This window comes from Variovorax sp. PBS-H4 (assembly GCF_901827205.1).
Taxonomy (GTDB): domain Bacteria; phylum Pseudomonadota; class Gammaproteobacteria; order Burkholderiales; family Burkholderiaceae_C; genus Variovorax.
The window spans coordinates 4,967,239-4,987,856 of the sequence record NZ_LR594675.1; the positions used below are offsets into that span (position 1 = coordinate 4,967,239).

General features: G+C 65.1%; 17 protein-coding genes and 2 tRNA genes. 10 read left to right on the top strand and 9 right to left on the bottom strand.

The window, feature by feature from the left end; translation table 11 throughout:
* Nucleotides 1–9: 9 nt before the first annotated feature.
* Entirely contained in the window at nucleotides 10–813 is an 804-nt protein-coding gene (locus E5CHR_RS23720; RefSeq protein ID WP_162582118.1) for a BPSS1780 family membrane protein, read from the top strand.
* A gap of 86 nt (nucleotides 814–899) precedes the next feature.
* Here E5CHR_RS23720 and E5CHR_RS23725 read toward each other — a convergent pair whose 3' ends face one another.
* On the bottom strand, nucleotides 900–3,266 hold the full coding sequence (locus tag E5CHR_RS23725; protein ID WP_162582119.1) for a UvrD-helicase domain-containing protein: 2,367 nt from the start codon (nucleotides 3,264–3,266) through the stop codon (nucleotides 900–902).
* Nucleotides 3,267–3,501: 235 nt separating this feature from the next.
* Between E5CHR_RS23725 and E5CHR_RS23730 the strand changes: the two genes are divergently transcribed.
* The 3 genes from E5CHR_RS23730 (at nucleotide 3,502) to E5CHR_RS23740 (ending at nucleotide 6,675) form a co-directional block, all read left to right on the top strand.
* Nucleotides 3,502–5,346, top strand: a complete 1,845-nt coding sequence (locus E5CHR_RS23730) for a protein kinase domain-containing protein (protein ID WP_162582120.1) — start codon at nucleotides 3,502–3,504, stop codon at nucleotides 5,344–5,346.
* Nucleotides 5,347–5,569: 223 nt separating this feature from the next.
* Complete coding sequence (locus E5CHR_RS23735) at nucleotides 5,570–6,547, top strand: GMP reductase (RefSeq protein WP_162582121.1); 978 nt, start codon at nucleotides 5,570–5,572, stop codon at nucleotides 6,545–6,547.
* A 52-nt stretch (nucleotides 6,548–6,599) separates the two neighbouring features.
* Nucleotides 6,600–6,675, top strand: a tRNA-Ala gene (locus E5CHR_RS23740).
* A gap of 51 nt (nucleotides 6,676–6,726) precedes the next feature.
* Here E5CHR_RS23740 and E5CHR_RS23745 read toward each other — a convergent pair.
* Nucleotides 6,727–7,434, bottom strand: a complete 708-nt coding sequence (locus tag E5CHR_RS23745) for an SDR family NAD(P)-dependent oxidoreductase (RefSeq protein ID WP_162582122.1) — start codon at nucleotides 7,432–7,434, stop codon at nucleotides 6,727–6,729.
* 116 nt (nucleotides 7,435–7,550) lie between these two features.
* Here E5CHR_RS23745 and bktB point away from each other — a divergent pair, with 116 nt between their 5' ends.
* Together bktB and E5CHR_RS23755 are read left to right on the top strand one after the other, a co-directional pair.
* A complete protein-coding gene (bktB, locus tag E5CHR_RS23750; protein WP_162583865.1) occupies nucleotides 7,551–8,735 on the top strand; it encodes a beta-ketothiolase BktB in 1,185 nt (394 codons plus the stop codon).
* Nucleotides 8,736–8,799: 64 nt separating this feature from the next.
* A tRNA-Lys gene (locus tag E5CHR_RS23755) sits at nucleotides 8,800–8,875 on the top strand.
* Nucleotides 8,876–9,059: 184 nt separating this feature from the next.
* Here E5CHR_RS23755 and E5CHR_RS23760 read toward each other — a convergent pair.
* The 3 genes from E5CHR_RS23760 to orn all read right to left on the bottom strand — a co-directional run bounded on the left by E5CHR_RS23760 (nucleotide 9,060) and on the right by orn (nucleotide 13,343).
* Nucleotides 9,060–10,505: an NAD-dependent succinate-semialdehyde dehydrogenase gene (locus E5CHR_RS23760; RefSeq protein ID WP_162582123.1), complete on the bottom strand. Its 1,446-nt coding sequence runs from the start codon at nucleotides 10,503–10,505 to the stop codon at nucleotides 9,060–9,062.
* A 219-nt stretch (nucleotides 10,506–10,724) separates the two neighbouring features.
* A complete protein-coding gene (locus E5CHR_RS23765) occupies nucleotides 10,725–12,524 on the bottom strand; it encodes a DEAD/DEAH box helicase (protein WP_162582124.1) in 1,800 nt (599 codons plus the stop codon).
* Between the two features lie 222 nt (nucleotides 12,525–12,746).
* Nucleotides 12,747–13,343 carry an oligoribonuclease gene (orn, locus tag E5CHR_RS23770; RefSeq protein ID WP_162582125.1) on the bottom strand — a complete coding sequence of 199 codons (597 nt, stop codon included), beginning with the start codon at nucleotides 13,341–13,343 and terminating at the stop codon, nucleotides 12,747–12,749.
* Nucleotides 13,344–13,408: 65 nt separating this feature from the next.
* Here orn and E5CHR_RS23775 point away from each other — a divergent pair, with 65 nt between their 5' ends.
* Genes E5CHR_RS23775 through E5CHR_RS23790 form a run of 4 tightly spaced genes read left to right on the top strand, consistent with a single transcriptional unit; the run spans nucleotide 13,409 to nucleotide 17,128 of the window.
* Entirely contained in the window at nucleotides 13,409–14,677 is a 1,269-nt protein-coding gene (locus E5CHR_RS23775; RefSeq protein WP_232062174.1) for a M48 family metallopeptidase, read from the top strand.
* 17 nt (nucleotides 14,678–14,694) lie between these two features.
* The gene (locus E5CHR_RS23780) at nucleotides 14,695–15,033 is read left to right on the top strand and encodes a 4a-hydroxytetrahydrobiopterin dehydratase (protein WP_162582126.1); all 339 of its coding nucleotides are present in this window, start codon (nucleotides 14,695–14,697) and stop codon (nucleotides 15,031–15,033) included.
* Nucleotides 15,034–15,050: 17 nt separating this feature from the next.
* Nucleotides 15,051–16,010 (top strand): ribosome small subunit-dependent GTPase A, encoded by a 960-nt coding sequence (gene rsgA / locus E5CHR_RS23785; protein ID WP_162582127.1) that lies wholly within the window; start codon nucleotides 15,051–15,053, stop codon nucleotides 16,008–16,010.
* On the top strand, nucleotides 16,007–17,128 hold the full coding sequence (locus E5CHR_RS23790) for a glycosyltransferase family 4 protein (protein WP_162582128.1): 1,122 nt from the start codon (nucleotides 16,007–16,009) through the stop codon (nucleotides 17,126–17,128). The genes rsgA and E5CHR_RS23790 overlap by 4 nt, the downstream gene beginning before the upstream one ends.
* Nucleotides 17,129–17,143: 15 nt before the next feature.
* Here the strand turns inward: E5CHR_RS23790 and hisC are convergent, their stop codons facing one another.
* From hisC to rplS, 4 genes are all read right to left on the bottom strand, one after another.
* Complete coding sequence (hisC, locus tag E5CHR_RS23795; RefSeq protein WP_443083091.1) at nucleotides 17,144–18,223, bottom strand: histidinol-phosphate transaminase; 1,080 nt, start codon at nucleotides 18,221–18,223, stop codon at nucleotides 17,144–17,146.
* Nucleotides 18,224–18,242: 19 nt separating this feature from the next.
* Nucleotides 18,243–19,244 carry a CobD/CbiB family protein gene (locus tag E5CHR_RS23800; RefSeq protein WP_162582129.1) on the bottom strand — a complete coding sequence of 334 codons (1,002 nt, stop codon included), beginning with the start codon at nucleotides 19,242–19,244 and terminating at the stop codon, nucleotides 18,243–18,245.
* Nucleotides 19,245–19,299: 55 nt separating this feature from the next.
* Entirely contained in the window at nucleotides 19,300–20,019 is a 720-nt protein-coding gene (locus tag E5CHR_RS23805) for a CoA pyrophosphatase (protein WP_162582130.1), read from the bottom strand.
* 165 nt (nucleotides 20,020–20,184) lie between these two features.
* The gene (gene rplS, locus E5CHR_RS23810; protein WP_162582131.1) at nucleotides 20,185–20,568 is read right to left on the bottom strand and encodes a 50S ribosomal protein L19; all 384 of its coding nucleotides are present in this window, start codon (nucleotides 20,566–20,568) and stop codon (nucleotides 20,185–20,187) included.
* Between the last annotated feature and the right edge of the window lie 50 nt (nucleotides 20,569–20,618).

Below are 20,618 nucleotides of genomic sequence, written 5' to 3' on the forward strand. Positions count from 1 at the left end.
TCTCCATCCATGAAACTGAACCTTGTGCCGGCACGCACCGGCGCCGAATGGGTCCGCGCCGGGCTCAAGACCTTCTGGCGCCAGCCGCTGGCCTTCATTTCGCTCTTCTTCCTGTTCATGGCTTCCATCTCGATCGCGTCGCAGCTGCCGCTGATCGGCAGCGTGCTGGCGCCGATCCTGCTGCCCTTCATGACGCTGGGGCTGATGGTCGCCACCTCGGTCGCCTACGCCAATGACCGGCAGAAGCCGGCCGCGCCGGCCATGTTCACCGCGGCTGCCGAAGCCGTGCGCAGCGAGTGGCGGCCGATGATCGTGCTGGGTCTGATCTCGGCAGCCTATTTCGTCCTCGCAGTGGGCGCCTCGGCCCTGCTGGACGGGGGGCAGCTGGCGCGTGCCTACCTGCTCGACGAGACCCTCGCGCCCGAGGTAATCGCCAGCAGCGACTTCCAGACCGCGCGCATGTTCGTCATGGTGCTCAACCTGCCGCTCTCGCTGGCCATGTGGCATGCACCGGCGCTGGTGCATTGGCATCACGTGGAACCCGTGAAGAGCCTGTTCTTCAGCCTGGTCGCGTTGTTCCGGAATTTCGGCGCCTACGCGATGTTCTGCCTCTCCTGGTTCGGCGTGTTCCTCATCGCCGGCATCGCCATCGGGCTGATGGCAACGGTGCTGGTCGGTGTCGGCGCCATCGGCATGGGCAGCGGCGCCTCGGCCATCGGCAGCGCGCTGATGATCGGCAGTGCGCTGGTGCTGGCGGCCATGTCGCTGAGCTCGACGTGGTTCACCTTCAGGGACAGCTTTCGGGCCGACTGATACGGAGACGGGGACCGGACCCGGAAGACGCGAAGTTTCGCCGTAACCTTCGCGTCCTTCGCGTCCTTCGGGTAGGGAGGTCCGCCTTATTGGACCGGCGTCAGCTTCGCCACCGACAGCGCCAGCCACTTGATGCCGTGGCGCGGAAAGTTGATCTGCGCACGCGCATCGTCGCCGGTGCCCTCCAGCGAGAGCACGGTGCCCTCGCCGAACTTGTTGTGGAACACCTGCATGCCCGAGCGCAAGCCATGCGAAGGCGCGGCCTTCTGTGGCGGCACCGGCGGGTTGGCGAAGCTTTCCTTGCTGCCGTAGCCGGCGCCACGGGTGCTCGCGTAGCCGCCACCGTAGCCGAACGCCGAGGGCGTGAAGCCCTGGTTCTTCGGCGTCAGCCACTTGAGCGCCGTCTCGGGCAGCTCGTCGAAGAAGCGGCTCTTGAGGTTGTAGCGGGTCTGGCCGTGCAGCATGCGCGTCTGCGAGTGGCTCAGATAAAGGCGCTTTCGCGCGCGCGTGATGGCCACATACATCAGCCTGCGCTCCTCCTCCAGGCTTTCGTGGTCCGACAGTGAGTTCTCGTGCGGAAAGAGGCCCTCCTCCATGCCGGTGATGAACACGCAGTCGAACTCCAGACCCTTGGCCGCGTGCACGGTCATCAGCTGTACTGCGTCCTGCCCGGCCTGCGCCTGGTTGTCCCCCGATTCCAGCGCGGCGTGGGTCAGGAAGGCGGCCAGCGGGCTCATGGTTTCGCCGGTCTCGGCGTCCGGCGCCAGCGGCTCGTCGGTGAGCGGCAGGTTCGGATCGAGTCCCTGGCTGGCCGGCGACTGGCGCAGCTCGTCCACGGGCATCGCCACCGCATCGCGGCCGAAGCCCTCCTGCGTGACGAAGCTCTCCGCAGCGTTGACCAGCTCCTCCAGGTTCTCGATGCGGTCCGCGCCTTCTCGCTCGCTGCGGTAGTGCTCGATCAGCCCACTGTGCTGCAGCACCAGCTCGATGATCTCGCGCAACGACAGGCCCTGGGTCTGCTCGCGCAACACGTCGATCTTGGCCACGAAGGCCGACAGGTTGGCGCCGGCCTTGCCGCCGACGGCAGCGACCGCATCGTGCAACGATCGACCCGCGGCACGGGCGGCGTCCTGCAACTGCTCGATGCTGCGCGCGCCGATGCCGCGCGGCGGAAAGTTGACGATGCGCAGGAAGCTGGTGTCGTCGTCCTTGTTCTCCAGCAGCCGCAGGTAGGCAAGCGCATGCTTGATCTCGGCCCGCTCGAAGAAGCGCAGCCCACCGTATACCCGGTAGGGCACGGCGGCATTGAAGAGCGCGGTCTCGATCACGCGGCTCTGCGCGTTGCTGCGGTAGAGCACCGCCATTTCCTTGCGCTCGATGCCCTCGCGCACCAGCTGGCGCATTTCCTCCACCATCCACTGCGCCTCGGCGAAGTCGCTGGTGGATTCGTAGACGCGCACCGGCTCGCCGGGGCCCTGGTCGGTGCGCAGGTTCTTGCCGAGCCGCTTCTTGTTGTGGCTGATGAGCGCGTTGGCCGAATCGAGGATGTTGCTGTAGCTGCGGTAGTTCTGTTCCAGCTTGATCTGGTGCGTGACCTCGAACGCCTGCACGAAGTCGGCCATGTTGCCCACCCGCGCGCCCCGGAAGGCGTAGATGCTCTGGTCGTCGTCGCCGACTGCCAGGACGCTGTTGTCTCCAGGGACGAAGCGGCCTTCCACCGTCTGGCCGGCCAGCATCTTGATCCAGGCGTACTGCAAGCGGTTGGTGTCCTGGAACTCGTCGATGAGGATGTGGCGAAAGCGCCGCTGGTAGTGCTCGCGCACCGGATCGTTGTCGCGCAGCAGTTCGTAGCTGCGCAGCATCAGCTCGCCGAAGTCGACCACGCCTTCGCGCTGGCACTGCTCTTCGTAGAGCTGGTAGAGCTCGACCTTCTTGCGGTCGTCCTCACTGCGGGTCTCGACGTCGCGCGGCCGCAGGCCGTCTTCCTTGGCGCCGGCGATGAACCACTGGGTCTGCTTGGCCGGGAAGCGCTCTTCGTCGACGTTGAACTGCTTCATCAGCCGCTTGATGGCCGAGAGCTGATCCTGGGTGTCGAGGATCTGGAAGGTGGAGGGCAGCCCGGCCAGCTTCCAGTGCGCGCGCAGGAAGCGGTTGCACAGGCCGTGGAAGGTGCCGATCCACATGCCGCGCACGTTGACCGGCAGCATGGCGGTGAGCCGCGCCATCATTTCCTTCGCCGCCTTGTTGGTGAAGGTGACGGCCAGGATGCCGCCCGGCGAGACCTGGCCCGTTTGCAGCAGCCAGGCGATGCGGGTAGTCAGGACGCGCGTCTTGCCGGAGCCGGCACCGGCCAGGATCAGGGCATTGCCGGCGGGCAGCGTGACGGCGGCGAGCTGCTCGGGGTTGAGGTTTTGCAACAAAGGGGAGGCGGGCGCGGGCGTGTCGAACAGCATGGCGCATTGTAGGAACCGTGGTCCCGTAGAAAACAGCACATGTTCACCAGCGCCTGTGGGACCGCAATGGAACTGTTACCGGCGCGCCGTGACGCAGTCGGTACAGGATCACGTATTTGTAGCAAGCGCCGTCCTGGATGACTCGACACGCCCGCCGATTCTGCGGGTCGGGGACAGACGTCGAGGCTCTCCCGAATTGTTACCTTGTCTACCACCCTCTTTCGGAGTTCGAACTATGCAACCGAGCGGCAAGACTCAAGTGCGCTTCTTCCAGGCAAACAGAGAGGGCTCAAATAAGTATGTCGGACCGGCGAACGCCCGCACGGTTGAACAACTGGGCTTGAAGGAAAAAGGCGAGGCCCGCATCGGATTCAAGGTTGAGGGCACGGTCATCTTCGCGAAAGAACGGCCAGGACCCAGAGCGCCCGGAGCATTCAACCATGGATTGGGAAGCGTCCTCGGCCGCTCCAAGAACCGCAAACTCGCAGCGGGCGCCGCCCTGAAGCGTCTTGAAATGAAAGTCAAAGAGCTTCCGGCCGATCAAAGAACCACCCATGTGATCGTCCGACTGAACGATGTGCGCACCCAGTTGACGAAGTGGGGCACTGTGGCCGCGCAAGACCTTCAATTGCTGTTTGACAGCATCGCCGACGCGAAGACGACTGCCGCCGCCAATAAAGCGAAACGACACTTCGATGCAAATGTCAAGGATGCCGCCGTTGCGTTGTCCTCCCCGCAAGGCCGGTTATCAATCCTGCAAGCAGGAGGCCGAAACGTAGTCCCCCCATTCACCCAGACCAGCATTCGTGAATTTCTGACCTTCGTCAAGAATACGGCCGCTTTCGATCTGAGCATTGCCGGCATAGATCCACTTGCTTACAAGCAGGCCATTGCATTCGCCAAGAACTGGACGCAAGCCTTGCCGAAGCAAGCGCTCGGTAAGCCGGAGGACCGGTATCTCATCGACAGGCTGGCAAAAATGGTGCTGGAAGGATGTGGGTCACCCCCAGATGTTGCGCCACAAGTCCCTCCTCAATTCTCTTTCATCGATGACAGAACACTACAGCGCATTGGCGATGGTGCGCTCTTTGTGCGGGACGACACTGCCAAATTCGGCATAGGGGGATTTGGCTCGATAAGCGCCTACAAATGCGGCGCGGAGAGCATCGTGGTCAAGGAACTGATACAGGATGAACCCGATCCGAATTTGTCGCCAGAACAGAATGCGGAGGTCCGGAACGCGATGGTCCAGAAGGCGCTTGACGAAGTTCGAGTACACACTCAGGCCAGTCAAGGTGCAGACCATGTCGTGGGTATCCATGGCACCGTACGCACCGATGAACGCGTATTGCTCATTCTTGAACACGCGCCAAACGGCGAAAGCGGCACGGTCAGGACCAACCTCGACGAGGCGGTCAAGCGAGGCGACCTGGACCCTCAGGAATCCTACGGGGCCAAGATGCTCATGTTCGTGGACATGGTCAAGGGCGCGGACCAAGTGCATGGCAACGGCGTGATGCACCTGGACTTGAAACCCGAGAACTACTTTGTCGATGAAAAAGGCCGGATGAAGCTCGGCGATTTCGGTACTTCCCACGGAGTACTTGGTACCTTCGGACAACCAGGGATCGCATCGATCGACTACACGGCGCCTGAGATCAATTTGCCGCAGAAGGAAGGGCCGATCGCCCACATGAGCGATACCTGGTCATTGGGAGTCATGCTGTACGAGATGTTCTCGCCTCGCAAGGAGGATGAGAAGTTTGCCGCCACTGCATTGCGCCCGTTCCCTTATGTGAGCCCCTTCAAGGGACGAAACAGCATCGACGAATTCGTCAAAAAGGATGCGGCTGGGCGTTATAAACAACTGCTTCTGAAGCCGCTCGGGTCAAATTATCAATTGCACCGGCTCATCATGGAGATGCTCGATCCAGATCCCTTGAAACGCCCGTCGCTGGAGGCTGTGCTCGAACATCCGCTGATTGCGCGCTATTCGAACCCGATGAACGACGGAGAAAGAGCAGTCGTGGCGGGTGCGCGCCGGACAATCCTTGCGTATGCCCGGCCGGCCGAGAGCTGAGGCAATCGCGGGCGGCGTCGCATAGGGGGCTCATCAGCCCTCTTGTATGGCTGGTATTCCGAACCAGCCAGCACCCGCGCCATTGCACGACTAGAATCACTCACCGGGCCCAAGTTTCTTGCGCCCGGTTTTTTGCGCGCGTTTCGTTTGTAGGAACGCACCCAAAAGCCGGCCAGACCAAGCGCTCTTTCGTTCTTCAACGACCTCTCAGGAGCTTGGTTTCATGCAGATCTTCGACTACGACAACATCCTCCTCCTGCCGCGCAAATGCGTGGTGGAAAGCCGTTCGGAGTGCGACGCCAGCGTCACGCTGGGCGGCCGCAGCTTCCGCATCCCGACGGTGCCTGCCAACATGAAGACGGTGGTCGACGAAACCATCTGCACCTGGCTGGCGAAGAACGGCTACTTCTACGTGATGCACCGCTTCGACCTTGACAACGCGCAGTTCGTGAAGGACATGCACGCCAGGGGCGTCTTCGCCTCCATCTCGCTGGGCGTCAAGAAGCCGGACTACGAGACGGTGGACCGCCTGGCCGCAGAGGGCCTGGCGCCCGAGTACATCACCATCGACATCGCGCACGGCCATGCCGACACGGTGAAGAACATGATCGCCTACCTCAAGAAGAAGCTGCCCAAGTCCTTCGTGATCGCGGGCAACGTGGGCACGCCCGAGGCGGTGATCGACCTCGAAAACTGGGGCGCCGATGCGACCAAGGTCGGCATCGGCCCGGGCAAGGTGTGCATCACGAAGCTCAAGACCGGGTTCGGCACCGGCGGCTGGCAGCTGTCGGCGCTCAAGTGGTGTGCACGGGTGGCGACCAAGCCGATCATTGCCGACGGCGGTATCCGCGACCACGGCGATATTGCCAAGAGCATCCGCTTCGGTGCGTCGATGGTCATGATCGGTTCGCTGTTCGCCGGCCACGAGGAGTCGCCGGGCAGGACGGTGGAAGTCGACGGCACGCTCTTCAAGGAGTACTACGGCTCCGCCAGCGACTTCAACAAGGGCGAGTACAAGCACGTCGAGGGCAAGCGCATTCTCGAGCCGATCAAGGGCAAGCTGGCCGACACGCTGGTCGAGATGGAGCAGGACATCCAGAGCTCCATCAGCTATGCGGGCGGGCGCAAGCTCATGGATATCCGCAAGGTCAACTACGTCACGCTGGGCGGTGACAACGCGGGCGAACACCTGCTGATGTAAGACGCCGGTCGCGCCGGGGCTTCTTGATTCTGGTTAAAATTCGCGCTGCGTTGGGGGGGTAGCTCAGCTGGGAGAGCGCCGCGTTCGCAATGCGGAGGTCGTGAGTTCGATCCTCATCCTCTCCACCAACCCATTCGAAGGCCTCGGCATCCGCCGGGGCTTTTGTTTTTGAAGGTAGCTCAGGCGTCCAGCGTCAAATGCTGGCCATGCAACGCCGCAGCGGCGGACGACGCAAGGAAGCCGATGGTCTGGGCCGCCACTGCCGTCGAGACCCAGCTCTCGGGCTTGGCGCCGGGCATGGCCTGGCGGTTGGCCGGCGTGTCCAGCGTGCTGGGGGCGATGCTGTTCACGATGATCCCATGCGGCGCCAGTTCGGCGGCCGAGGCCTCGACGAGGCGCTGCAGCGCGCTCTTCGACGCGATGTAGGCCGCCATGGCCGCAGTGCCGCGCGCCGCGCCCTTGGCCGTGACGGCGATCACGCTGCCCGACTTGCGCTCGATCATCGAGGGCACCAGCGCCTGCGAGACTGCGATGAAGGACCAGGCGTTCAGATTCATCATGCGATCCCAGGCCGCGCGGCTCATCGCGTGCACCTCTTCGCCCATCTCGAAGCCACCGGCGATATGCACCAGCGCATCCACATGCTTGAAGGTTGCGAGGATGTGGCCGGCGGCATCTGCCATGCTCTCCACGGACGTGACGTCAGCCTCGAGCAACAGGTGCTGCGAGTTGTCAAGGCCCGGAAACACGTTGACGATGTGTTCCATGCGGTGGTCGAGCAAAGCAATGCGGGCACCGCTGTCGAGGAAGTGCTGCACGACCGCGCGGCCAAGCGCGCCGGCGGCGCCTGTCACCACGACGTGGCGGGACGTGTTGGGGTCTATCATTTTGCGGCTCCTTGTTCGGGCAGGCATCGTAACGCCGCGATCACGCAGGAAACGTGCATCATTGCCAATTCCTCTCCCTTCCCACTCCCCCTTCCCCTTCATTGCACCCGGAGACCATCATGAAAGAAGTAGTAGTTGTCAGCGGCGTTCGCACGGCGATCGGAACCTTCGGCGGCGCGCTCAAGGACGTGCCGCCCACGCGCCTCGCCGCGCTGGTGACGCAGGAAGCGCTCGCGCGCGCCAAGGTCGACGGCAAGGATGTGGGCCATGTGGTCTTCGGCCACGTGGTCAACACCGAACCACGTGACATGTACATGGCCCGGGTGGCCGCGATCGAGGGCGGCTGCGCGCAGGAAACGCCGGCGCTCACCGTGAATCGCCTCTGCGGCTCTGGCTTGCAGGCGATCGTGAGCGCAGCGCAAAGCATTCAGCTCGGCGATGCGAAGGTGGCCGTGGGCGGCGGCGCCGAGAGCATGAGCCGCGCCCCGCTGTCTTCGCTCACCGCGCGCTGGGGCGTGCGCATGGGCGACATGAAGCTCGTGGACATGATGATCGGCGCGCTGCACGACCCCTTCGAGAACATCCACATGGGCGTTACGGCCGAGAACATCGCCAAAAAGTGGAACATCAGCCGCGAGACGCAGGACCAGACTGCGCTGACCAGCCACCAGCGCGCACAGAAGGCGATCGAGGGCGGCTACTTCAAGAGCCAGATCGTCCCGGTCCCGCTGCAGAGCCGCAAAGGTCCGGCGCAATTCGACACCGATGAGCACGTGCGCTTCGACGCCAAGATGGAAGACATGGCCAAGCTCAAGCCCGCCTTCCTGAAGGAGAACGGTACGGTGACGGCAGGCAATGCCTCCGGCATCAACGACGCGGCAGCGGCCGTGGTGTTGATGGAAAAGGAAGAGGCGGCGCGCCGCGGCCTGAAGCCGATGGCGCGCATCGTGGCCTACGCCTTCGCCGGCGTCGATCCGAACTACATGGGCATCGGGCCGGTGCCTGCCTCGCGCAAGGCGCTGGAGAAGGCGGGACTCAAGGCGTCGGACATGGATGTGATCGAGGCCAACGAGGCCTTCGCCGCGCAGGCCTGCGCAGTTGCGCAAGACCTGGGGCTCGACGCTGCCAAGGTGAACCCCAACGGCTCCGGCATCTCGCTCGGTCATCCGATCGGCGCCACTGGCGCACTGATCACAGTCAAGGCGCTGTACGAGCTGGAGCGCATCCAAGGCCGCTACGCACTGGTGACCATGTGCATCGGTGGCGGCCAAGGCATCGCCTGCATTTTTGAGCGCACCTGAGCTGGGGCCAGAAACATTCTGGCTATAATCGTTGGATTGCCTGAATGACAGCAATGTCGATCAGGGGCTCTTAGCTCAGTTGGTAGAGCAGCGGACTCTTAATCCGTAGGTCGAGTGTTCGAGTCACTCAGGGCCCACCAAAATTACCGCGCCAACGCTGAAAAGCCCGCCATCGAGAAGATGGCGGGCTTTTTCTTTGGGGACGGTTGCTGGCGGCGGCCTCGTTTGCAGGGCAGGCGCAGGTCCGCCTTGGGGGTGGGCCAGCCCATGGCAAAAAAAAACGCGGGCGCTGCGCCCGCGTTTTCCGTCCAGCCGCAAGCAGACTCAAACTGCCATGATCGACACAGCCTTGGTGTTGAGATAGGCCTCCATCGCCTCGGGGCCGCCTTCGGAACCGTAGCCCGAGTCCTTGACGCCGCCGAAGGGCATTTCCGGCGAAGGTGCAGCCGGCTGGTTGATCCACAGCATGCCTACCTGGACCTCCTGCGACAGCAGGTGCGCGTTCTTGATCGAGCGCGTGAAGGCATAGCCCGCCAGGCCGAAGGGCAAGCGGTTCGCCTCGGCGATGGCTTCCTCCAGCGTGTCGAAGCCGCGGATCGCGGCGACCGGGCCGAATGGTTCGTTGTTGAACACGTCGGCTTCGAGCGGCACGTCGGTCAGCACGGTCGGGGCGAAGAAGTTGCCGACCGAGCCGATACGCTCGCCACCGGTCGCGACTTTCGCGCCCTTGCTGCGTGCATCGTCCAGGACCTGGGCCATCGCCGTGAGACGGCGCGCATTGGCCAGCGGCCCGATCGTCGTGCCCTCGGCCAGGCCGTCGCCCAGCTTGAGCCCTTCGGCATGCTTGACCAGCGCTTGCGCGAACTCGGCCTTGATGCTGTTGTGCACCAGGAAGCGCGTCGGGGAAATGCACACCTGCCCGGCGTTGCGGAACTTGGCGCCTCCGGAGGCCTTGACGGCCAGGGCGACGTCGGCATCGTCGGCGACGATCACGGGTGCATGCCCGCCCAGCTCCATCGTGGCGCGCTTCATGTGCTGGCCGGCCAGCGCTGCGAGCTGCTTGCCCACGGGGGTGGAGCCAGTGAAGGTGACTTTGCGGATGATCGGATGCGCGATCAGGTAGCTGGAGATCTCCGCGGGGTTGCCGAACACGAGGCCCACGGTGCCGGGCGGCACGCCGGCATCGACGAAGGCTTGCAGCAGGGCCGCGGGAGCGGCCGGCGTCTCCTCGGGGGCCTTCGCCAGGAAGGAGCAACCAGTGGCCAGGGCAGCACCCAGCTTGCGCACGACCTGATTGATCGGGAAGTTCCACGGCGTGAAGGCGGCCACGGGGCCGACCGGCTCCTTGATGACCAACTGCTGCGCCGCCAGGTTGCGCGAGGGCACGATGCGCCCGTAGACGCGGCGGCCTTCGTCGGCGAACCATTCGATGATGTCGGCGCCTGCCAGCACCTCGACGCGTGCCTCGGCGAAAGGCTTGCCCTGCTCCAGTGTCAGCAGGCGGGCGATCTCGGGAGCGCGCTCGCGCAGCAGGGCGGCGGCCTTCCGCATGGTGGCGGCGCGCTCGTTGGCGGGGATCTTGCGCCAGGCCTGGAACCCGCGCTGCGCGGCCTCCAGCGCACGGTCCAGATCGGCAATGCCGGCGTGCGCGACCTTGCCGATGGGCTTGCCGGTGGCCGGGTTGATGACGTCCAGGGTCTTGCCGCTCGCGGCGTCGCACCATTCGCCATTGATCAGCAGGCGGGTGTCAACGTAGCTCGATGTGCTCATGTCGGTCCTTGGGTTCTTTCAGGGGGAGGTTGATGCCGGATTCGGACGGGAGCGGGCGCGGGGCCGTCCCGTGCACCATTGTCGCCGAGCGCAGCGGCTCACTCTCGCGGGTGCGTCAAAACCCCCTCGCTCCCGAGACTCCACGTGGAGAGTCGGGGCTTCGAAAACGCAAAAAAGCCCGCCTTGGGAGAGGCGGGCTTTTGCAGGAAGATCGAAGCTTCAGCGGCTCGGCTTGAAGGCGCGGCGCTGACCCTCGCGCGGCGCAAAGGCCTTGGCGCCGCCGTGCGCGCCGCCGTTGCCGCGCGGGGCACTGGCGCCGGCACCGGCGCGCGGCGCGCTGTCGCCCCAGCCGGGCTTGCGGCCATAGGCACCAGCCTCGTCACGGCCCCTTCCCTGCGCCTGACCCGGAGCCTGGAAGCCGCGCGAAGGCGCGTGGCCGCGGGCCGGGCCGCGGTCGTTGAACCCGCTGGCATTCGCATAGCCGCCGCGCGGGCTGCCGAACTTGCGGTCGCGCGAATGGTGCTCGCGGTTCTCGCGGCCGCGGTTGCCGAAGTCGCCCTGCGGACGGCCCTGCGGAAAGCGCTGCTGCGGCTCCAGGCCGGGGATCGCCTCGGCGACGAACGGCTGACGGCTGTAGGCTTCGATGTCGAAGATCTTGCGGCGGTCGCGGAACTCGGCAAAGGTCACGGCCAGGCCATCGCGTCCGGCACGGCCAGTGCGGCCGATGCGGTGCGTATAGTCCTCGGCCTTCATCGGCAGGCCGAAGTTGAAGACATGGGTGATGGTCGGCACGTCGATGCCGCGCGCGGCCACGTCGGTGGCCACCAGGATCTGCACTTGACCCTGGCGCAGCGCCATCAGCCGGCGGTTGCGCAGGCCCTGGCTCAGCGCGCCATGCAAGGCCACGGCGCTGAAGCCGTCCTGCTGCAGATCGGCGGCGAGGCCGTCGCATTCGACCTGCGTGCTGCAGAAGACGATGGCCTGATTGATGCTGGTGTCGCGCAGCCAATGATCGAGCAGCTTGCGCTTGTGCTGTGCGTTGTCGGACCAGAACAGCACCTGCTTGATGTTGGCGTGCTTTTCCTGCGGGGTGTCGATGGTCACGCGCTGCGGCTCGCGCATCACGCGCTGGGCCAGTTGCTGGATGCGCGGCGCGAAAGTGGCGCTGAACATCATGGTCTGCTGGCGCTCGATAGTGAGCTGGTTGATCTCGGCCAGGTCGTCGGCAAAGCCGAGGTCGAGCATGCGGTCGGCCTCGTCGACCACCAGGAACTTGACCTGGTCGAGCTTGATCTGCATCGAGCGCTGCAGATCGAGCAGCCGGCCGGGCGTGGCGACCACGAGGTCGGCGTTCTGCAGGCGGGCGATCTGCAACTGGTACGGCATGCCGCCGACCACGTTGGCGATGCGCAGGCCACGGCAGTGCTTCACCAGGTCGATGGCGTCATGCGCCACCTGCTGGGCCAACTCGCGCGTGGGGCACAGCACCAGTGCGCCGGGAGTGGCGGCTTTGAAGTGGCGGGGGTTGGTCGGGTCCTTGCGCTTGCTCTTCTTGGGCAGCGCTTCGCCACGGGCGGCGGCCTCGGCAGTTTGGCGCTCGTGTTCGGCCTTGGCAGCGGCGGCGGCTTCGGCTTGGCGCTGCAGGAGGGTGTGCAATACGGGCAGCAGGAAGGCCGCAGTCTTGCCGCTGCCCGTCTGGCTCGAGACCATCAAATCGACGAAGCGGGCAGCGCCGTCGGCCGCGCCGATGGCGCCCATGGCGCGGGGGATCGCCTGCGCCTGCACGGCGGTGGGCTGAGTGAAGCCGAGGTCCTCGACGGCGGCGATCAATTCGCTCGCCAAGCCCATCTGCACGAAACCGTTGGGTTGCGTCGGCTCGGCAGGTGCGACGGCGTCGAGTGCCTCGAGCACTTCGGAAGCCTCGGTCTGGGGAATGGAAGGCGATCCGCCGCGAACAGCAGCGAAATCATCGGATTGCACAGGCGCGAACTCGCCCTGCGCTTCAAAAGCGTCGGTCATTAAAAAATCCAAGTGCGGACACCGCCGTGAGCGGCACCCCGTCGGGTGGCGAAAACATCAACCATCCAACGACATTTCAGCCTGTGCTTTCGCCTGGGCTGCGGCCCATTCATGTGGGCGCGGTGTGCAAGATAGGGAGATGCAAGAAGCGCTCCGAGCCCCTTGTTCAAGGACTGCCCGAAAGCGAAGCCGTCGATTATCGCATGGCTTCGGGGTTTTTACTTAATCCTGCAGGCGCAGGAAGGTATCTCGGTAGTGCGCCAGCTCGTCGATCGACTCGTGCACGTCGGCGAGTGCTGTATGAGCCTGCTGCTTCTTGAAGGCGTTGTAGGCGGCCGGCTTCCAGCGCTTCGCGAGCTCCTTGAGCGTGCTGACGTCCAGGTTGCGATAGTGGAAATACGCCTCCAGCCTTGGCATGAACTTGACCAGGAAGCGGCGGTCCTGGCCGATGGTGTTGCCGCACATCGGCGAGCCGTGTTTCGGGATGTAGCGCGCGACGAACTCGAGCAGCTGCAGCTCGGCGGCCGCCTCGTCCAGCGTGGAAGCCTTGACCTTGTCGATCAGCCCGCTGCGGCCGTGTGTGCCCTTGTTCCAGGAGTCCATGCCGTCGAGCACCACGTCGCTCTGATGGATCACAAGCACCGGGCCTTCGATGCGGGGAGTAAGGTCCGGGCCGGTCACGACCACGGCGATCTCGAGCAGGCGCTCTTTCTCGGGGTCCAGACCGCTCATCTCGCAGTCCAGCCAGACGAGGTTCTGGTCGCTCTTCTTGAGGGGGGTGGCGGCCGCGGCTGCGGTCGTGGCGGTGGAATCGGGCATCGGCCGATTGTCGTCGATGGCCTTGAGCCCGAATGGGCATGCCTGCGGGCTAAACTCGCTGCGCCATGGTTGCTCCCCTGCCCGCTTCGCTGCTGCTCACACTCGCCTTCGCGCTCGCGGTGGTCGCCGGCCTGATCGTGAAATTCTGGCTCGCCACACGGCAGATTCGCCATGTGGCGCGCCACCGCGACGCGGTGCCGCGCGCCTTCGCGCAGGCCATCAGCCTTGGGGCGCACCAGAAGGCGGCCGACTACACGATCGCCAAGACCCGCTTCGGCCTGCTCGAGATGGTCTGGAGTGCGATGGTGCTGCTTGCCTGGACCTTGTTGGGCGGGCTCAACCTGCTCAACGAGCTGCTGCTCGACGCGCTGGGCGGCGGCATGTGGCAACAGCTCGCGCTGCTCGGCGCCTTCGCGCTGATCGGCGGGCTGCTCGAACTGCCCTTCACCTTGTGGCAGACCTTCCAGCTGGAGGAACGCTTCGGTTTCAACAAGATGACTTGGCGACTCTGGCTGGCCGATGGGATCAAGGCACTGCTGCTTGGCGCGCTGATCGGCCTGCCGATTGCGGCATTGATCCTCTGGTTGATGGGGGCGGCCGGCCGCCTGTGGTGGCTGTGGGCGTGGGGCGCGTGGATGGGGTTCAACCTGCTGCTGATGCTGATTTACCCGACCTTCGTCGCACCGGTCTTCAACAAGTTCCAGCCGCTGAACGATGCCACTCTGAAAGCTCGCGTCACTGCGCTGATGCAGCGCTGCGGCTTCGCGGCCAAAGGCCTTTTTGTGATGGACGGCAGCACACGCAGCGCGCACGCCAACGCGTACTTCACCGGCTTCGGCGCCAGCAAGCGCGTGGTCTTCTACGACACGCTGCTGCGCCAACTCGACGCGGGCGAGGTCGAAGCCGTGCTCGCGCACGAACTGGGGCACTTCAAGCACCGGCATGTGCTCAAGCGCATGGCAGCGATGTTCGCGCTGAGCCTGGCCGGTTTCGCGTTGCTGGGCTGGCTGTCGGGCCATGCCTGGTTCTACTCCGGGCTGGGCGTGCAGCCCAACATGGCCGCACCCAACGATGCGCTCGCAATCCTGCTGTTCATGCTGGCTGCGCCGGTGTTCGGCTTCTTCATCGCGCCGCTGCCGGCTCTGATCTCGCGCCGGCACGAGTTCGAGGCAGATGCCTATGCGATGGCGCAGGCCAACCGGGCCGACCTGTCGCGGGCGCTGCTCAAGCTCTACCAGGACAACGCGTCGACGCTCACGCCCGACCCGGTGTTCGTCAAGTTCTACTACTCGCACCCGCCTGCATCCGAGCGCCTCGCGCGGATGGCGACCTGACTTCTGGAAAGACGATCATGAGCAGCATGTTGAAGCCCATCGACTGGAAGACGAAGGCGCGGCGCGCACTGAGTGCTACGGAGATCGTGTCCCACCTGGCGCGGGTAGACGCATGGAAGCTCACCGGCGACGGCGCCGATGTCGCGATCGAAAAGACTTTCAACTTCGCGAACTACTTCGAGACCATCGCCTTCGTGAACGCACTGGCGCTAGTGGCGCACAAACAGGACCATCATCCCGACCTCTCGGTGCACTACAACCGCTGCGTGGTGCGCTTCAACACGCACGATGTGGGCGGCCTGTCGGCCACGGACTTCGACTGCGCGGCGCAGGTGGATGCCCTGCTGGCCGCCTGAGCCGATGGACGGTGCCGTTGCCTAAGCCCGCGCGCCATCGGCCGCGCGGCGACGCCGACGGGCACGCGGCACGGCGCGATGGGCTTGTCGTCGCGGGCCACGGGCGCCATTGTGTGGTCGAGACGCCGGAGGGCGAGCGCGTCATCTGCCATCCGCGCGGAAAAAAGAGCCAGGCGGTGGTCGGCGACCGGGTGCGGTGGCTGGCCAGCGAGGACGAGGGCACCATCGAGGAGGTGCAGCCGCGGAGAAACCTCTTTTACCGGCAGGACGAGATCCGCACCAAGTCCTTCGCGGCCAACCTCGACCAGGTGCTGATCCTCATCGCAGCCGAGCCCGAGTTTTCCGAGACGCAGTTGGCGCGCTCGCTGATTGCCGCGGCGGCCGAACGCATCACCTCCATCATCGCGCTCAACAAAAGCGACGTGGTGGCGCCTTTCGAGCGGGCGTGGGAGCGGCTCGCGCCCTACCGCCGCATGCACCACGGCGTGTTGCCGCTGTCGCTCAAGGCCTCGCCCGACGTCGATCGCGCGACGCTGTTGAAGCTGCTGGCGGGCAAGACCACCCTGGTGCTCGGCCCTTCCGGCGTAGGCAAGAGCACCCTGACCAACCTGCTGGTGCCCAGCGCACGCGCTACGACAGCCGAAATTTCACAGGCGCTGAACTCCGGCAAGCACACGACCACCAGCACAAGCTGGTACTGGGTGGACGAGGCGCGCAGCACCGCGTTGATCGATTCGCCGGGCTTCCAGGAATTCGGGCTCAACCACATCGAGCCGATGCAGCTCGCGTCACTGATGCCCGACATCGCCGAGCACGCCGGCGAGTGCAAGTTCTACAACTGCACGCACCTGCACGAGCCGGGGTGCGGCGTGATCGCGCAAGTGACCTCGCCGGGCCATCCGGGCTCGATCAGCCCCTCCCGCTACCGCATCTATGGCGAGCTGTTCGCCGAACTGAGCCAGCCTCGCCACCGATGAAAGTACTGCTGTACTCCCACGTCTTCCATCCCTCGGTCGGCGGCGTCGAGACCGTGTCGCGTGCCTTGGTCGAAGGCTTTGTGGCCCGCGGCGTCGACTGCAAAGTGGTCACCCAAACGGCGAGCGGGGAAGCGGAGGCCTTCCCCTTCGACGTGATTCGCCAGCCCTCGAACCGGCGCGTGCGGGAGTTGCTGCGCTGGGCCGACGTGGTGCTGTTCAACGGAGCCACCATGGCGCTGCAGCCCTGGGTGCTGCTCTACCGCAAGCCCTTCGTCTGGGTGCACGTGGGCTATCAGGCCAGCTGCATCGATGGTGCGGGCTGGGTCGACGGCAAGCCGGCGCCGCTCTCGCCTTTCGCTTCCCTTGTTTTTCATGCACGGCGCAGCGGCTACGTACGGGCCGCAAAGGAGGGCCTGAAGTTGCTGCTGCGCCGTGCCGTCGCCAAGTTCGGCGTGACACGCAACGTCGCCATCACCGAATGGATGAACCAGGCGCTGCCGCTGCCGCGGCAGGTGCAGATCTACAACCCCTTTCCAATCGAGCGCTTCCGTGCAGCCGACCGGGACGGGGCCGAGTATGAGTTCTTCTACATGGGCAGGCTGGTGCAGGAAAAAGGCGTGGACGTCCTGGTCCGAGCCTTCGCAAAGCTGCACCAGCGCCACGCCGCGCGGCCGCGCCTGCTGCTGATCGGCGACGGCAGCGCGCGAGCACAGGTCGAGCGTCTGGTCGCAGAGCTGGGCATCGCATCCTCGGTGCGCTTCGTCGGCGCGCAATCCGGGGAGGGCCTGGTCGAGTGGGTCGCGAAAGGCATGATCGGCGTGATCCCATCGGTGTGGTACGAGCCCATGGGCGGCGTTGCCGTGGAACTGTTGGCGGCGGGCAAGAGCCTCATCGTGTCGGCCCAGGGCGGACTCGCCGAATGCGTGGGCGATGCCGGGCTGACCTTCCCTAACGGTGACGACGAAGCCCTGGCCGATCAGATGCAGCGCGTGCTGGACGATCCGGCCCTGCGCGCCACACAGGCAGCGAAGGCGCGCGAGCGCGCGAGGAGCTTCGTGCCCGGGCGTTTCGTCGGCCAGTACATCGAGATGCTTGAGGGAATTGCTCGCAAGGCCTGAACGCCGTGCCGGGCTTCAGCCCAGTATGTCCGAGAGCGCATCGACCAGCAGGCCGCACTGCTCGCGCGTGCCGATGCTGATGCGCAGGTATTGCGTGATGCGAGGCTCGTCAAAATGCCGCACAAGCACTGCACGCGCGCGCAGCGCCGACGCCAGTGCCATTGCATCGTGCGCCGGGTGACGCACAAACAGGAAATTGGACTGCGAGGGGAGGATCTCGAAGCCGAGGTCTTCCAATTGCAGGGCCAAGCCCTCGCGGATATCCATGACCTCGTGCCGCGTGTGGGCGAACCAGGCCTCGTCCGCCAGCGCTGCGATCGCCCCGGCACTGGCAAGGCGATCGATGGGATAGGAGTTGAAACTGTTCTTGACCCGCTGCAGCGCATCGATGAGGTGCGGCTGTGCGCAGGCAAAACCCACGCGCAACCCGGCCAGCGACCGTGACTTGGACAAGGTCTGCACTACCAGGAGGTTCGGATGCCGTTCGATCAGCGGCAGCGCGCTCTCGCCGCCGAAATCCACATAGGCCTCATCCACCAGCACCACGCGCCGTGTGCACGCTTCGAGCAATCGCTGGATGTCGCGCAGCGGCAGGCCCGTGCCCGTTGGCGCGTTGGGGTTCGCGATGACGATGCCGCCGCAATCGGTTGCCGCGCGGACAGCCATCGTGGGGACATCGATGCGCAGCCCGGCGTCGACGGGCTGCAGTTCGCAGGCAATGCCGTACAGCTGCGCATAGACGCGATAGAAACTGTAGGTGACGTCCGGGATGAGCAGCGGCTCGGCCTGCTGGAAGAAGGCGAAGAAGGCATGGGCCAGCACCTCGTCGGACCCGTTGCCCACGAACACCTGCGAGCTATCCAGCCCATAACGGGCGGCAATGGCTTCGCGCAGCGCCATCGAGTCCGGATCGGGGTATCGCTCGAGCCCGTCGGAAGCCGCCGCCATGATGGCTTCGAGCACGTGCGGCGCGGGCCCGAAGGGGTTCTCGTTGGTGTTGAGCTTGACGAGCTTCGCGATGCGAGGCTGCTCGCCCGGCACATACGGTTCAAGCACCGCGACGCGCGGGCTCCAGAAGCTATTCACGTTGCTCAAGGGGACCGGTCCGATCAGGTCAACCCAACAGTCGCGCCAGCGTAAGCAGCGCCAGCAGCACCATCCACATCACGACAGATCGCCAGACCAGGCCAACGACGCTGCGCAGATGCGCCGGCTCGGGCTCGCGCCCCGGGGTACTGCCGTTGTCGAGACCGAGGTTTCCAGCCAGCGGGTCGCCCGCCTGCGCTTGCGAAAGCGGGTCCGTCAACGGCACCGGGCTGAGCGCGCCTCCGCCGAGCCGCACATTGACTGCACCCGAGGTCGCTGCCAGGATGACGCCGTCGTTCTCGCTGGGAAAGCGCCGGGCGTCATTGCGCCAACAGTCAATCGCCTCCTCGAAGCTGCCGACCACGGCGAAACCGATGGCCGTGATGCGTGCAGGCAGCCAATCGATCAGCGCCCAAGCCTGATCGGCCGCCTTCTGGACCCAGATGCTGGAGGGCTGAACCGAGGCGTTGTTCTTGTGTGCCCAGTAGCGTGCGACGAACTCGCTCATGCGGTAGAACACCGCTCCGGCAGGCCCCAGCCCGAAGGCGGCAAGGATCGAGAACCAGGCCAGCACGCCGAACACATGGCGGTGCGCGGCAATCACAGAATGCTCGATCACGTGGCGCACGATCTCGCTGCGTGGCAGGTCCGCCGCGTCCACGCGCTGCCAATGAGCCAGCAGCGAGCGCGCCAGTGCCTCGTCACCTACGTCGAGGGCGTCACGAATGCCCGTGAAATGGTGGCTGAACTGCCTGAAGCCGAGTGTGACGTAGAGCACTGCCACGCTCCACAGCACCGCGAAAGGCAGGCCCAGCGCAAGCGCCAGGAACCAGTGCACTCCCAACGCGAGCACCGTCGGCACGAGGACGGCGAGCCCCCAGGCGACCCAGCCGTGGTGTGGTTTGCCGGCATCGAAGTTGCGGCTGGTCCAGCGCGTCCATGCCAGGACAACACCGTACACCGGGTTGTGGTAAGCGAGCGGCCGCACCTGCTCGATCAGCAAGGCGCACAGGATCGCGAAGAAGCTCATCCGTTGATGATAGCGAGTGCCCCCCGACGTCCCGCCGACGCTTCGCGCCGCGAAGTCAGGCCGCGAGGAACCGGTAGAGGTTGCGCAGCATGCCGGCTGTTGCACCCCAGACATAGCGCTCGTGCGCGCCGTCCTGGTAGGGCATCGACAACCATTCGCGCGATTGGAGCGCGTCGTCGACCAGGGCATGGCGGCGGTGGTTCGCCGGGTTCATCAGGTAGGCCAGCGGGACCTCGAACGCCTGCGCAACCTCGTAGGGGTTCAGCGTCAGTTCCAAATCCGGGTGCACCAGACCGACTACGGGCGTCACGATGAAGGAAGTGACCGTTGTGTAGGTCGGCAGTTGCCCCAATACCTCGATGTACTCGGCCGAGAGGCCAACCTCTTCCCATGCTTCGCGCAGCGCCGCGGCCGCGACGTTGGCGTCTTCCGGGTCGACCCTGCCGCCGGGGAACGCGACCTGGCCCGAGTGGGTCGACAGGTTGGCGGTCCGCTCGGTCAGCAGCACGGTGGGTTCCTCGCGCATCACGATCGGGACCAGCACCGCGGCTGCAGCCGGCACGCGGCTCGTCAGGCGCGGCTCATGCCGCAGTTCGGGCGTCCAGGTGGGCGGGGCGGCGAATCGTGCGCGCAGGGCCTGCGCATTGAGACGGGACGGCGGAACGGCAGGCAGCGCGGTGTCGACGCCGACCACCGGCACCTCGCGCGGATCGAAGGTCCGCAGCGCTGACGGCAAGACGGCATTGACGGTCTCTTCGGCGGGGGCGGAGCGCATGGCGGGTGGTGGAGCGGTCAAGTCGGGATCTGGAGAGTAAAACGCAAAATGGCACCGATGACGACGAGCGGCACAACGACAAAAGTCACGATCGCTTCGTTTCATCAAGGCACCAACGCAAAAAGCCGCCTTGATTGGCGGCTTTTGCAAGGCAGGAGACACTCTTTACTGAGCTGCTGCTGCGGTCGAAGACTTGCCGGGCAGCTTTTCCTTGATGCGCGCCGAACGGCCGCTGCGCTCGCGCAGGTAATACAACTTGGCACGGCGCACATCGCCACGACGCTTGACTTCGATGCCGGCAATCAGCGGACTGTACGTCTGGAAGGTACGCTCGACGCCTTCGCCGCTGGAGATCTTGCGCACCGTGAAGCCGCTGTTGAGGCCGCGATTGCGCTTGGCGATCACCACGCCTTCGTAGGCCTGCACGCGCTTGCGGCTGCCTTCGACGACGTTCACGCTGACGATGACCGTGTCACCCGGCATGAAATCGGGAATCTTCTTGCCGAGCCGGGCGATTTCTTCCTGCTCGAGGGTCTGGATGAGGTTCATGGCTTTCCTGAATTCGATCGTGCACGCGCTACACAAGGGGCGTCTTGCAG

Bases quoted from the DNA above. Each gene is read 5' to 3' on its own strand.
- E5CHR_RS23720 (WP_162582118.1), top strand. From the start codon at position 10: ATGAAACTGAACCTTGTGCCGGCACGCACCGGCGCCGAATGGGTCCGC.
- E5CHR_RS23725 (WP_162582119.1), bottom strand. From the start codon at position 3,266: ATGCTGTTCGACACGCCCGCGCCCGCCTCCCCTTTGTTGCAAAACCTC.
- E5CHR_RS23730 (WP_162582120.1), top strand. From the start codon at position 3,502: ATGCAACCGAGCGGCAAGACTCAAGTGCGCTTCTTCCAGGCAAACAGA.
- E5CHR_RS23735 (WP_162582121.1), top strand. From the start codon at position 5,570: ATGCAGATCTTCGACTACGACAACATCCTCCTCCTGCCGCGCAAATGC.
- E5CHR_RS23745 (WP_162582122.1), bottom strand. From the start codon at position 7,434: ATGATAGACCCCAACACGTCCCGCCACGTCGTGGTGACAGGCGCCGCC.
- E5CHR_RS23760 (WP_162582123.1), bottom strand. From the start codon at position 10,505: ATGAGCACATCGAGCTACGTTGACACCCGCCTGCTGATCAATGGCGAA.
- E5CHR_RS23765 (WP_162582124.1), bottom strand. From the start codon at position 12,524: ATGACCGACGCTTTTGAAGCGCAGGGCGAGTTCGCGCCTGTGCAATCC.
- orn (WP_162582125.1), bottom strand. From the start codon at position 13,343: ATGCCCGATTCCACCGCCACGACCGCAGCCGCGGCCGCCACCCCCCTC.
- E5CHR_RS23775 (WP_232062174.1), top strand. From the start codon at position 13,409: ATGGTTGCTCCCCTGCCCGCTTCGCTGCTGCTCACACTCGCCTTCGCG.
- E5CHR_RS23780 (WP_162582126.1), top strand. From the start codon at position 14,695: ATGAGCAGCATGTTGAAGCCCATCGACTGGAAGACGAAGGCGCGGCGC.
- E5CHR_RS23790 (WP_162582128.1), top strand. From the start codon at position 16,007: ATGAAAGTACTGCTGTACTCCCACGTCTTCCATCCCTCGGTCGGCGGC.
- E5CHR_RS23800 (WP_162582129.1), bottom strand. From the start codon at position 19,244: ATGAGCTTCTTCGCGATCCTGTGCGCCTTGCTGATCGAGCAGGTGCGG.
- E5CHR_RS23805 (WP_162582130.1), bottom strand. From the start codon at position 20,019: ATGCGCTCCGCCCCCGCCGAAGAGACCGTCAATGCCGTCTTGCCGTCA.
- rplS (WP_162582131.1), bottom strand. From the start codon at position 20,568: ATGAACCTCATCCAGACCCTCGAGCAGGAAGAAATCGCCCGGCTCGGC.